This window comes from Bradyrhizobium sp. 179 (genome assembly GCF_023073535.1).
GTDB lineage: Bacteria > Pseudomonadota > Alphaproteobacteria > Rhizobiales > Xanthobacteraceae > Bradyrhizobium.
Window position 1 is genome coordinate 1 of the sequence record NZ_JADPJR010000044.1, and the last position, 12409, is coordinate 12409.

General features: G+C 59.3%; 13 protein-coding genes. 8 read left to right on the top strand and 5 right to left on the bottom strand.

What is annotated here, in order from left to right:
* Window positions 1-661: hypothetical protein (locus IVB12_RS10395; RefSeq protein WP_247298492.1), on the top strand; the 661-nt coding region annotated here is incomplete at its 5' end.
* Between the two features lie 172 nt (window positions 662-833).
* Here IVB12_RS10395 and IVB12_RS10400 read toward each other — a convergent pair.
* The 4 genes from IVB12_RS10400 to IVB12_RS10415 form a co-directional block, all read right to left on the bottom strand.
* On the bottom strand, window positions 834-1013 hold the full coding sequence (locus IVB12_RS10400) for a hypothetical protein (RefSeq protein ID WP_247298495.1): 180 nt from the start codon (window positions 1011-1013) through the stop codon (window positions 834-836).
* Between the two features lie 30 nt (window positions 1014-1043).
* Entirely contained in the window at window positions 1044-3137 is a 2094-nt protein-coding gene (locus IVB12_RS10405) for a DUF87 domain-containing protein (RefSeq protein WP_247298497.1), read from the bottom strand.
* On the bottom strand, window positions 3134-4438 hold the full coding sequence (locus IVB12_RS10410) for an SIR2 family protein (RefSeq protein WP_247298500.1): 1305 nt from the start codon (window positions 4436-4438) through the stop codon (window positions 3134-3136). The genes IVB12_RS10405 and IVB12_RS10410 overlap by 4 nt, the downstream gene beginning before the upstream one ends.
* Window positions 4439-4729: 291 nt before the next feature.
* Window positions 4730-6037, bottom strand: a complete 1308-nt coding sequence (locus IVB12_RS10415; protein ID WP_247298502.1) for a DUF2130 domain-containing protein — start codon at window positions 6035-6037, stop codon at window positions 4730-4732.
* A 317-nt stretch (window positions 6038-6354) separates the two neighbouring features.
* Here IVB12_RS10415 and IVB12_RS10420 point away from each other — a divergent pair, with 317 nt between their 5' ends.
* From IVB12_RS10420 to IVB12_RS10430, 3 genes are all read left to right on the top strand, one after another.
* Window positions 6355-7152, top strand: a complete 798-nt coding sequence (locus IVB12_RS10420) for a type IV toxin-antitoxin system AbiEi family antitoxin (RefSeq protein WP_247298506.1) — start codon at window positions 6355-6357, stop codon at window positions 7150-7152.
* On the top strand, window positions 7139-8059 hold the full coding sequence (locus IVB12_RS10425; protein WP_247298509.1) for a nucleotidyl transferase AbiEii/AbiGii toxin family protein: 921 nt from the start codon (window positions 7139-7141) through the stop codon (window positions 8057-8059). The genes IVB12_RS10420 and IVB12_RS10425 overlap by 14 nt, the downstream gene beginning before the upstream one ends.
* 381 nt (window positions 8060-8440) lie before the next feature.
* A complete protein-coding gene (locus tag IVB12_RS10430) occupies window positions 8441-8764 on the top strand; it encodes a hypothetical protein (protein ID WP_247298512.1) in 324 nt (107 codons plus the stop codon).
* Window positions 8765-9597: 833 nt separating this feature from the next.
* On the opposite strand, the gene IVB12_RS10435 is transcribed toward IVB12_RS10430, so the two are convergent.
* A complete protein-coding gene (locus IVB12_RS10435; protein WP_247298515.1) occupies window positions 9598-10014 on the bottom strand; it encodes a four-helix bundle copper-binding protein in 417 nt (138 codons plus the stop codon).
* Between the two features lie 194 nt (window positions 10015-10208).
* On the opposite strand from IVB12_RS10435, the gene IVB12_RS10440 reads away from it, so the two are divergent.
* The 4 genes from IVB12_RS10440 to IVB12_RS10455 all read left to right on the top strand — a co-directional run bounded on the left by IVB12_RS10440 (window position 10209) and on the right by IVB12_RS10455 (window position 12372).
* Entirely contained in the window at window positions 10209-10763 is a 555-nt protein-coding gene (locus IVB12_RS10440) for a sigma-70 family RNA polymerase sigma factor (protein ID WP_247298575.1), read from the top strand.
* Window positions 10760-11401: a DUF1109 domain-containing protein gene (locus tag IVB12_RS10445; protein ID WP_247298517.1), complete on the top strand. Its 642-nt coding sequence runs from the start codon at window positions 10760-10762 to the stop codon at window positions 11399-11401. Before IVB12_RS10440 ends, IVB12_RS10445 begins: the two co-directional genes overlap by 4 nt.
* 85 nt (window positions 11402-11486) lie before the next feature.
* Complete coding sequence (locus IVB12_RS10450) at window positions 11487-11777, top strand: hypothetical protein (RefSeq protein ID WP_247298520.1); 291 nt, start codon at window positions 11487-11489, stop codon at window positions 11775-11777.
* 97 nt (window positions 11778-11874) lie between these two features.
* Window positions 11875-12372 (top strand): DUF411 domain-containing protein, encoded by a 498-nt coding sequence (locus IVB12_RS10455; protein WP_247298522.1) that lies wholly within the window; start codon window positions 11875-11877, stop codon window positions 12370-12372.
* The last annotated feature ends 37 nt before the right edge of the window (window positions 12373-12409 follow it).

The window sequence follows — 12409 nt, forward strand, 5'->3', positions numbered from 1 at the left end:
AGCAAGCCGGGAAAGCCATCTGGCGCGACCGATTAATCGACATCGGATCGTCATCGGCAATGGCGCCATCAGGGTAACATTCGCAGATGCGGCAATACGGGGGGTCAATATTGCAGGCCGAATGACACGTGGCGGCCTAATCGCCGAGGATATGACAAAGCTGACGCGGGTTCTCCAGGCGATGTACGCGTTCGTCGACGTGTGGTTCGGCAGCTACGTCGGAACGACGCTCAAGGACGAAGCTGCCCTACAGAAATTGTTGCGGGACAGTCTGCGCTCTCGGGGCTTGGACGAGGGCACGAAGGTCGGGGGCGGAATTCTGGATCTTTGGGTGGAAGACGCTATTCTGATCGAGAATAAGTTTTACGGCGAGACAAAGGACCCAGCGTCCGTCGCCGCGCCGGCCGGAATGCAAGGCCGGCGCTATGCGATCGCGCTCGGAGCGCAAGTCGTTTTCGTCGTACTGGGCCACAAGCTTTCTGGCGGAGACGTTCCCAATAAATCCGCGACGCTCAGCATCCACGGCATCAGTACGATTGACACGAACCGGGTCGAACTGCGCTTTAGCCTGCCGTACGGCGCTCCGCTTCCGTCTCGAGAACACGAGGATCCGAAATCGCGGCGAGTGGACACAAATTTGGAGCCGTCGCAAGACGGCTGAGCCAAGTAGTGGGTGTCGTTGGTGTCTTGGCGCCGCAGCGATACGGGCCGCGCAGCGCACGCGAACCGGTCGTAGGCCAATTTACTTGTGCCAGATCAGTGTTTCCATCGAAGCGATCTCATCGCGTGCTGACGCGGGCCGACTTACCCTACTCAACTTAGCGGGCAAGCTGTCATTTGCAAAAATTGGACGCCGACGAGGATTCAATTTTGAACGTCGATCGACAATAGCGGATTCGATCGAACTCGCCCTCGCTCGCCGTCTTGTCCTTCAAGCCATTGAGCAACGAGATCACCAGCTCACCTTGTTTCTGGCGATCTCTCGTCGGACTCAGCAGGCGTGCGACAGTCATGAAAACGTCTGATCGAGGAGCGCAGTTTGTTCAATTCTGCGCACTGCCGGTCCAGTCGCCGACGAGGGTGGGCCAATCGATCGGACGTGGGTTCTTGCCGATCCAAACGTCCCAGAAATCTGGGTCTGACGATTGCGGCCGATGTGCCTCGGCAAGTTCATCCATCTCCACGAGCAAAGGAATCGGCGTGGCCCATCCCAGCAAAATTGCCTGACGGGATGGTAGGCTAGGTAGCTCCTTTAACAAGCCCGCCACATTGTCGGGAACGAGACGTCCAACTAGCGCCTGATCGAGGTCGTTCACGATTCGGTGCAGTAGGAAGGTATTGCACTGTGCAAGGATCGTGGGCGAGAGCTCCGATGGGCGTTGTGACGATAGCATCAATCCAAGACCAAACTTGCGACCTTCGCGCGCGATCTTTTCGAACGTCTCGCGACAGAGCTGGGTCGGGTTTTCTGCCGGCCCATCTTCGTTGGCGCCTCGCCGAACAAAGTTGTGTGCTTCCTCTAGAACCAAGGTCGTGGGCAGAGGTTTGCCATCAGGATGAAGCCGTCGGTAGCGCTGCAATGCCTCAAACGTCAGTCGTCCCAGAACCGCAACGACTACGTGCACTATTTCTGAAGGCACTAACGAAAGGTCAACGATAGCTACCTGTCCGTTGGCCGAGGCGTTGCTGCCCACGAACGCGTCAAGCCAGGCATCGAAGGTGATCGCCGGGTCAGTTCCAATGACTTGACCAAGTCTCGGATCCGACATCATACCGCGGATGCGCATGCCGAGCGTGCTGATGAATCCTGCCAACGCACCTCCCTCCGTCGCCGCTATCCTCTCAAGATGCTCCGGCAGCATGTGTACGTCGAACGGTATGGGCGCATCTTCCGTGAGATGCGCGATTGCGAAAGCATCCTCTACCAGGTCTACGAAGCTCTGCAGCGCGCTCCGCACTGCTTCCATATCCTGTACCGAGAAGGAGTTGAACCAGTCTCCAGACCGACGGGAGTCGGCGATAGTTTCAATGATGCTGCTTATCTCTTCCAGAGCTGTCTGGTGTTCGGCATCAACGGATTCCGCCATATGGCTGCAGTCTAATGCAATGTTGTCTAGCAGTTCGCCGCAGCGCCGCCGATTGCTTGCGCTGCCAGCGTAGGTCGCGGCACCCTCGGCCAACATAGCGTCGATCATGATGCGATAGGAATACAAATGCCGCCTGACGATAGTCTGGCGCGGCGTCCCCGCCAGCTGCCCGTTCTTTAGTTCACGAAGCGCTTGGAGCAGCAGGGGCCGCTGCGCTCCGGGCCGTGCGAACGATACCGCGGTCCACTCGTGACCGTTCCAGAGCCACGCCGGCAGACGGAGCGCGCGTTCACCTCTGTTGAGGTCGACGGGCGGGACACGGAACAGGCGGATATTTCCGCCCTTGTCTGCAAACGCTTTGGCGTACTCCCCATTAGGATCAAGAATAATAAACCGCGCATTCGGCTGTACTGTGCCATTCTCAAGAGCGGCTTGCGCCGCATCGAGTGACCAGCGGATCAACCCGGCGACGGAGCAGGATTTTCCACTACCAGTATTGCCGAGTACGGCGACGTGCCGCCCGAAGATCTTATCGGGATCGACCATGATTGAGGTATCTGCAGCCAGTGGTGACGAGCCGATGCGAACGCGGCGGTCCTTGTCCTTTGCTCCGACGATCGCTGTGATTTGTTCCGGCGTTGGAATCAGTATCTGATCGCCCACCGAAGGGAACGCAACGATTCCTCGACTCAACTCGAACATGCTGGTTCCTTCGCGTCGGTTTCGAGCGACAGACAGGGTGCCGATCGGAGTGAGCGACATCTTCCGCAGAGGGAACGGCAGATCGATCAGGCCGAAATCCTTAAGCCCCGACCGTTTGGGGTACGGCGATCGTTCAATCCCGATCCACGTGACGTAGGCGACGGTAGCACCGGCCTCATTCGGTATCAGCACGTAACTATTGAGCCTTGGGAAGCTCATCGGGGTGCCGGTGTTAAGCGCAGTAGCCTGTGGCGCATCGAGATCGAGCAGCACACGGATCTCATCCGAGGAGATCGACTCGACCGTGCCGATGACCAGTTCAGCGAGCCGTTCGATCGGAGAGCTCACGTTCCGCCTCCAGAGCCCGCTGGCGGCTGGCTCGGTTCGGCCGGCACCAGGCCCGCAGCCGCATCTGCGAAAGCGCGGTTCTTCAGCAAGTCAGACATACGCCCGGTGATGTAATCGAGCGCCGGCTTTGGCAGATAATCGTCGACGAGGTGCTGGAGGCTTCCGAAATGGTTCCCGGCGAGGAGGCTGACTTGTGCAGGACGGGTTTGATTGAGAAATCCCTTGATGCGATCGTCTAGTTCAAAGGCAATGATCACGAGGTGTGCGGACGGGACCGACAGCATATCGAGCAGAACACGATTGATGTGGTCATCACCGAACCCGTAGCCGTAGGTCACCACAACGGAGTTGGGTCTGCACGTTGCCGAGGCGAAATCACGGAATAACTCCGCATAAGGATATTGGGTGGTCTCCACGTCCTTAGCCGGATTAGGATAGATCATCACGGTATCAACTGGAGAATCTGGTAAGCTCGGATGATCGTCGTCGGCACCAAATGGTGTCTCTGACCGATAGATCCGATGCGCGGTGGGGTCGAAGCGCCAGTCAAGGCTGCCGTGGAGCTTGGTCAGACGGACCACACCTTCCATAAAGCGCGGCTCACCGCGGATCCCGGGTGGGTTGTAATGATAATCGAGCTCGATCCGGGTGTTGCGAAACAGTGGACGCAAGCTCCCCACGAAGCGATCGATGATCCGTAGCCCCGCTTGATCGCAGCCATGTTCGATCAACCGGTCGTAGTTGGTCGTGAAGATATGCAAGCGCTCGCGTGAAGCGGCGCGACTCGCGAAGCTGAGCAGAAATGACTGCACCGTCGCCAGTGCTGATGCACTGTTTGCTTCGAAAATACCTCGCTCGGTAGCAAGCAGTGAGGTTAGGAATGTCTCGATTGCGGAGTTAATGTCGTCGCGAACAGCTTTCGCCGACCCCTTATCGACGATGTCCAAACCATCGAGCACAGCAATGGCGCTACGCAACTGATCTTCGATGTTTGCTTGACCGCGACCCATCTTTTCGGCACTTGCGGTCGCGTGATCGAGGATTGCCTTGGCATATTTTGACTTCCCTGTCGCAATTGCCATACCCGTCGCCTTGACGCAGGCAGCGAAGCCCACAGCAATGGTAAAGCCGCTGCCAAGCAGGAGGTTCAGATGCTCAGCTTGGAAGACCGCCGAGAGCCACGGCTCGATCTTTCGCCGGTGTAGCGCGATGAACCGATCAAGTTCGTCTGCACTTTTTGGGATGCTATCGAAGGTCTCGCTCGATGCACCAACCCGATAACCGTGCGCCTTCCACTCCATGTACCCTCACGACGAGTTGCAGGGCCGACTGAGTCCCCCGCTGGTAAGTTTTAAAGCAACATAATCAGAGGTTGCAAGGCGGCAGGTTGGTAAACAGCAAGCGGCGAGGGGGGGTGAAGGGTCTCGACTAATCGGTTGTAGAATCCGTGAGGAGACGATATCTGACGAGGAGTGCCGCTATCCAGACTTCCCCACGCCTCCAGCTTCAGTCAATCCCGTCCGCCGGCTCGGGTGGAGACGTCGGGAGGCGAGATATGCTCGCCGACCCGAGCTCGCCATCAGCTTCCGCCATCATCCCACCTTCCGTTCAGGTGCGGCGTGGCTCTCAAGCAGCGGCATATCCAGGCTCGGGATCTCTGGCATGGCTTTGCCGACGATCGCCTGCAAATCACCCACCATGCCAACGGTCGACTCCACCACCGCGAGAATCTGAGTTTCGCGCTTGGCCCATTGCCGGCCCATGAACTTGCGCTCCTTGTCCAGGTCGTCGCGCATATCGTTGAATTTCTCAACCACAGCTTCTACCCGCTGCCGAAACTTCATGCCGGTCAGGTAGTGGTAAACCTGCTCCATCTTGCTCTGCTGACCCTGCTGAACGAGGCGCGAGCTGCTTACATCGATTAGACCTTGGCGGAGCGCCACGGCGACCGGCAATGCGCACCGCGGATGAGACACCCATACACCGTCGACCAAGTCAAATTGCTCGATATGCTTCGGTAGTGCGTGAGAGATGATCAGAGCGATATCGGCACCGGAACGACGCTGGTCGTCACGCAATTTAGCGAGCCACCCATCACTCCATGCCTTGGTGCGTTTGGTTTCCCAAAGGATGATGCCGGCAGATTGGCCAATAGCACCATTTACCTGCTGAATAACGTCCGCTCCAAGCTCACCTTTCCCAACCGGCTCAATTGAATCGGTTGGAAAACGTCCGCGCAGAAGCTCTTCGAGCTCGAGCTCGAGTACTTCCCCTTGGGATTGCTGTGACCCCTGTTCGGCCTTGCGCTTGAGCTCCTCGATAGTTCGAGCCATCGACTCGATGGTCTGGTCCTTCTCGGCAACGCGCAAGCGCGCTGCTTCGTCGGCTTCCTGTCTGGCCTTGATCTGGATTTCACTGATTGAAGCCTGCACGCGCTTTTCTATCGTCAGGTCGAGTTCGCGCTTCTCGTCTTCGAGCGTCCGCTGCTGGCGCATCAGTTCAGCTTGCTGCTTTTGGGCCTCGGCAAGCTTTGCGTTGTTGGTAAGCAGGGTGGCTCGCAGCTCCGCGGCTTCCGCGTCCTTTGCCTGCAGCTCGGCCGCGGCCGCCTCCCGCGCCTTCTTACTTTCGGCCGCGACCAGCTGAGCGCGTTCGGCGGTCAATCGCTTCGCAACCTGGTCTTCGATTTGCTCGCGGTCCTTGGCCACCTGCTCGCGTTCCAGCCGCAGCGCCTCAATCTTGCGCTCCATCTCGGCATCTTTGCTGGCCAGCTGCTGTTGAAAGCGCTGACGGGTTTCAGCGAGGAGGGGAGCGGCCAATGACTCCGTCAGCGGGATCTCGTGATTGCAGTTGGGGCAATGTAGGGTCGGCTCGTGCGAGGCACCGGTTGCTTTGAAACTCATGAACTTCCCTTCATTGTTGCAACCGGATTCAACATGATCTGTGCGCGATTGCGATGTCGCTCGGCTCAATGTCCCCATACGCGTCGTCGATTTCGACTTGGCCGGCGGGTTTTCCAACGACACGTTGATCTACCCGAACGCCTGCCCGAGCTGCCTCGCAGAAGGGTAACCTAGAAATAGAACAAAATGGGAACAAAAATGTTCAATTTTGGGATTCCGGACGAGTTTGTGACGTGATGATTTTACTTAGTCTGGCTGTGGAAAATAGATATATTTAAACCTCGAGCGGGGTTTGAAAAACTGCTAATTTACTTAGTATGGCTGAGCAAAACGACAGAAAGCTAAATAGGCTCGAAAGAACCCTCCCGCAGGGACTCCTGGTCGATGCCGCCTGGATGGAACGGCATGGATACTCCACCAGCCTGCGCAGCCAATACGTATCGGCCGGGTGGCTGGTTCAGCCGGCGCGGGGAACCTTCAAGCGCCCGCTCGGCGAAGTCTCCTGGGAGGGTGTCGTCGTTTCACTCCAGCGACTGCTCGGCTCCGATCTCGTCGTCGGCGGACGTACCGCTACCGAAGCGCAAGGCCTCGGCCATTACTTGAGCCAGACGGGTCCTTCGACCGTACATCTATATGGAACGCGGCCTGCTCCCGGCTGGCTCGGCAAACTCCCGCTCAAACAGAAATTCCGCGTTCACCGCACACAAACTCTATTCAAAACGCACGAGAGCACGCCCGGATCAAAGTCGGGGACGACGCGGGAAATACCGGGACCATTCGACTGGCCTCTCATCGTATCGACGCCCGAACGTGCGTTCCTCGAACTGCTCGACGAATTGCCACGCCACGAAAGCTTCCATCAGGTCGATGCATTGGCGGAAGGCTTGAGGAGCTTAAGTCCCCGACGGCTGCAAATGCTTCTGAACGACTGCAAAAGCGTCAAGGTCAAACGATTGTTCTTCTGGTTCGCGGAGCGGCATCAGCACGCTTGGCTCAAACAGATCGACAAGTCGAAAGTCAATCTCGGTACGGGAAAGCGTATGCTCGTCAAGGGCGGCAAACTCGACACCAAATATCTCATAACCATCCCAGACGACCTCAATGCCCCTGTCTGAACAATATCGGCATCAAGTGGGCTTGTTGATAGAGACGATCCCCTTCGTCGCGTTGGAGCCGGATTTTGCGCTCAAGGGCGGCACCGCCATCAATCTCTTCCACCGGGACATGCCGCGCCTGTCAGTCGATCTCGACCTGACATATCTGCCGGTGGCTCCGCGCCCCGAATCTCTTGCTGCGATCGATGCGGCGATGAAGCGCATGGCAGCGTCCATCAGGAAAGCATTGTCGGGCGCGCGGGTGACCGAAGTCGTCAACGCCCATGAAAAGATCGTCACCAAGCTGACCGTCCAGAAAGGCGACGCGCAGATCAAGATCGAGGTCACGCCGGTGATCAGGGGCTGCGTCTTCGAGCCGGAGCTGCGCGACGTGTCGGCGAGCGTCGAAGACATGTTCGGCTTCGCACAGATGAAAGTTGTTTCGTTCGCCGATCTATACGCCGGTAAACTTGTCGCGGCGCTCGACCGGCAGCATCCGCGCGACCTCTTCGATGTCCGCGATCTGCTCGCCAAAGAAGGCATCACGGACGATCTCCGCAAGGCGTTCATCGTCTATCTCGTCAGCCATGACAGGCCGATTTCTGAGGTCGTGGTTCCTCGCCGCAAGGACATCCGGCACGAATTCACGCACGGCTTCGAGGGCATGACCACGGCTGAAGTAACCTTGGACGAATTGCTCCAAGCCCGGGAAAAGCTGATCGCCGACATCGCGGGAAAAATGCCACAAGCTCACAAGGATTTCCTTATGAGGTTCAAGCGCGGCGATCCCGATTGGAGCCTGCTGGGCGTCCCTGGCGCGGCGGACCTGCCGGCGGTGCGCTGGAAGCAGATCAATCTGGACAAGCTTCCTGCCGAGCAGAGGTCTAAGCTCATTGCGCAGCTCGAGAAAGTCTTACGCAATGCCTGAGGTCGGAGGAGGGGATCTCCGTCGAGTCGCGCGCGGGATATGTCCACGGAGCACGCCGCCGCCCAGCAGGACTGGAGCTTGCGGCTTCAGCTTGGCCGCCGCGAGCCTGACTGCGACTGTCTCATTGCCCGCTTGGTCCTGATCGATTCATTTATTGGTCGTGCACCTCGATTACGCGCGGCGCCGTCACGCCGCATAGCCAAAATGCCGCGGCGTGACCGGCGCGCCAGCTTGAGGCAATTCGGAAGCCGTCGACTCAGCTACTACGAAGTCGGGAATATGTCGTTCAACCCCTTGCTGGCGCTCTTCTGCTCCGAGTGCCGATATCCCCGTTGGACAACCTCCTGACAGAACACATCTAAGGCGCGCTCCGAGATGGCAATGCAATCGAAACTAGAGAAATTCGACCCCGATGAGAGGTCCTTTGCGCCAACAAAGCTTGCAGCGCTTGCCACGATCTGCTCGAGAAAACTTCAGTTGGAAGATCGGCCTTATGAACTGCGGATCATCGACCTTGAGCTTAGCTCCGCCATCGGAAATATCGAGGATAGAACATTTCCTGACCGCGAAGTCCCCTTCGGCTCCCATCCAGGCTTCCTGATTCAGTTTGCGTCGCGTGGTACGAGGTCTTCTTCCAAACGAGAGCATGTTCCGAATATCTCCGGAATCAGAACCATTAGGGGACCGGAAGGGTTGCGGATCTGAACAATTTGAGACATTCGCGCGCTCGCGGCCGGCCCCTCGCAAGAGAGATTGCGCCGTCGATCGGGGCTCAAGTGAGGGAGGTCAGTCGCGCTCCGGCGCCGCATGTAAGGTCGGCAGCCGGGCAGGCAGTTCACAGGGGACGCTTGATGCGGGTCCTCGAATTGTCGTGCTGGTGCGTGACCGCGGCAGGTCTGTTCGCGGTGGTGGCGGTCATGGCGCTGCTCTGACCTGCTCGCGAAGCCGCTCCGGCGCTTGCGTGGTCCCAGGCCCTGCTTCGAGATCCTGCGGATCGCGATGAGCGATCGGCGTCGCTCAGGATGACGCCGCCAGCCTCTTGCATCCTTGCCAGTCGAAACACCGACGCTCGCGTCTGCCCCGGCCGCGGTTCGCCGCGCTCACGCCAGCTCGAAAAACTGTGGCGCCCCCGTTCGAACTCGACGCCATCATGCGTCCAGCGAGATCGTTTCATGCGCGCGGCTAGATTGCAGTTCCGTTTTCGGGCTCCGCCCTGGCGCGCCGGCAAACCCATCACGCCAAGTCGAAGCCGGCCGCCGGCCACGTCGTCGATCCGATGGAGGCGCTGCGGCGGAGCGTGGGTCAGAGCCCGCGCCAGCGAACGCGCAAAGTGTCCGCCAACAAGCCGCAAGGCTTCAGCCGGTCAGAAGGAAATACTGATACCGATCGCCACGAGAAGCCGAAGGAAACGGCGGCGAAGAAGCCGTTGGCCAAGCCGCAGCGGAAGTCGGCCTGAGCCAAAAGATTCAGCCGACCTGCCTCCGATTGAGCAGGTCGGCCAGTCTGGTTGCGCTCGAAGCGAGCAGGGCCGCAATGTGTCAGTGCGCCATGCTGCGCCCAGCTTCTTCACAAGCGCTCATGCACTGCCGGCACGCTTCCGCGCAGATGCGGCAATGTTCATGCATCTTGGCGTGTTTTTCGCATTCCTCGGCGCAGAGCCGGCACGCTGCAGCGCAGGCGTGCAGCATTCTACGGATGGTCTCCTCGTCCGACCCAGTCCGCCGGGTGGCTATCCTGCCTGTGACGTTGCAAATGTCTGCGCAGTCCAGGTTCAGGCGGACGCACTGCGTAAGCGACTTGATGTTATCCTCCGCCAGACAGGCGTCGGCACAGGATGTGCAGGTTTGCGCGCAGGAGTAGCACTCCTCAATGCAGCGGATGAGCGCGTCGTTTGTCTGTCCGCGCACGTGGGGATGAGTGCTGATCATTTGTTGCGCGTGCATGGAAATCTCCATCCTTCCGGAACGCTCCCGCCCGGCTCTTCCAATCGACGGTCGAAGGAATGGTTTCTACGATCACGCAAATGCCGGGTCGGGATCCCTATTTGTGCTGAAAAACTGCGGTCCTCGCGTGGTTCCTGCAGTAAGATTTTCCGACGGGGCTGTAACCGAAATGACAGTGCGATCGAACTAGAGCGTAGATGGCGAGCATGACCGCGGAAACGGAGCTGAAGGCGCTTATGCTTGCCAGCCAGGAGGGTGACGCGGCCGCGCATCGCATGCTGCTTGAGCGGCTGAGCCGGCACTTGCGTGCCTATTTCAAAGGCAAGCTGGCGAAGCTCGGTCGAGGTGCGACGGAGGCGGAGGATCTGGTCCAGGAGGCCGTCTTGGCCATCCACACGCAGCGACACACGTACGATCCAGGGGAGCCGTTGACCCCCTGGGTGCACGCGATCGCGCGCTACAAACTGATCGATTTTCTCCGCCGGGACCGGGCATCCGTGGCCGATGTGCCGATCGACGAGGCTAGTGAAGTCACGGCGCGCGACGATCACCTGAGCGCAGAGAGCAGTTTCGACCTGCAGCGTTTGCTAAAGCAGTTGCCGGACAAGATGGCATGCGCGATCGAGGCCGTGAAGGTCGAAGGCCTGAGCGTGGCCGAAGCCGCACGGCGGTGCCGCATTTCGGAATCGAGCGTGAAGGTCAATATCCATCGTGGATTGAAGGCGTTGGCGGCGTTGATCGCCCAGAGGGCGCAAAGATGAAGACAGACGAATTGATCGCCGCACTCAGCACGAACGTGGAGCCGGTCAATCGGCGGCTGGTCGGTCGAAGCGTAGGCATCGCCCTTGCGGTTGGAATTGCCGTTGCGATCGGGATCACGTTCATCGCACTGGGGGTCCGCCCGGACCTGACTGCGCCCCGCGCCGTGATTTTCCTGTTCCTGAAGCTCGCGTTCGCTATCGGCACGGTGGGCGCGGCGTCCATCTATTTGACCCGACTTGCCCGTCCGGGAGGAGAGCGAAAGGTTTCTGCTGGCCTCGCCGCGCTACCGTTCGTGGCGATCCTGCTGCTCGCGGCTGTCCGCCTTGGACAGGCGCCCAGCTCGCATTGGAGCAAGATGGTGATGGGGGAAGACTGGCTTGAATGCCTTATTTCCATCCCGATCATCGCGGTCGTTCCCTTTGCAGTGGTCATCTGGGCGGTGCGACAGGCGGCTCCGACCAATCTGGTGCGCACAGGCGCCTTCAGTGGGTTGGTCGCAGGTGGCGTGAGTGCGATCGGCTATGCGCTTCACTGCACCGACGACTCCCTGCCCTTTGTCGCGCTCTGGTATGGCGGCACGATTGTGCTGTGCACGCTCGCAGGCGCAATCCTGGGACCGCGGCTGCTGCGCTGGTAACTAGCGGATTTGACGCCTCTCACGTCACCGTGAGCGCGTAACCGCCGGAGGATTGGTTCCGAACTCCTCATTAGAAGCGCAACGCATGCGTTTCAGCAAAGATGATGGAGCCGGGACCATGTTGACAAAAAGCCTTCTCGCAATCGCGTTTCTGGCGGCCTTGTCCGCCAGCGCCCAGGCGGGCTCGATGATTTCCGACAGAAGCTATTGGCCAAACGAGGCCAGGCAAACCGCGCAAGCGAGGCCATTTGTCCCGCAGCGCAGTCCATATTCGGCGTTCGCCTATGATCGCGGAACGACGGAATATCAGGCGACGACCAGTCCGATGGCCGGTGAACCCCCATGGCGCTATCTTGGAGGCCCTAAATCCCGCTAGTTTTCGGTGGGCCGACGTTCGCCGATTGGCCGTCGAGGGAGCGCGGAACACAATATGCTCCGCAATCCCTTCGACCTTCTTCAAGGAGAGTTGTCCGATGAGCTACCAAGAACGAGGCGCGGAGAAGGCCTGCTTTGCGCGACGATCCTTTCTCGCCCTGATCGCAGCCGCGACAGTTGGAGCGGCGGTACGCCCCGCCGGGGCCGGTGAACCCATGATTAAGGTTCACAAGGATCCGAACTGCGGCTGCTGCTCGGGCTGGGTACAACACTTGCGCGACGCAGGCTTAACGGTCCAGGTGGACGATGCTTCCGACCTTCCGGCCGTCCGGAAACGCCTGGGCGTTCCGGCCGATCTGGCCGCGTGCCACACGGCAGAGGTGGGCGGCTACATCCTTGAGGGACACGTACCGGCATCGGCGGTTCGGCGGTTGCTGACAGAGCGTCCGAAGGCTTTGGGGCTTGCCGTCCCTGGCATGCCCGTAGGATCGCCCGGTATGGAAGGTGGACACCCGCAGCCTTACGAGGTGGTGCAGTTTGGGCCGGCAGGCCGGACGACGTTCATGCGTTTCGTCGGCAAGGAAACAATCGGCTGACCGTTTGAGATGGTTAACCACCAGGCGCCCGGCTCGC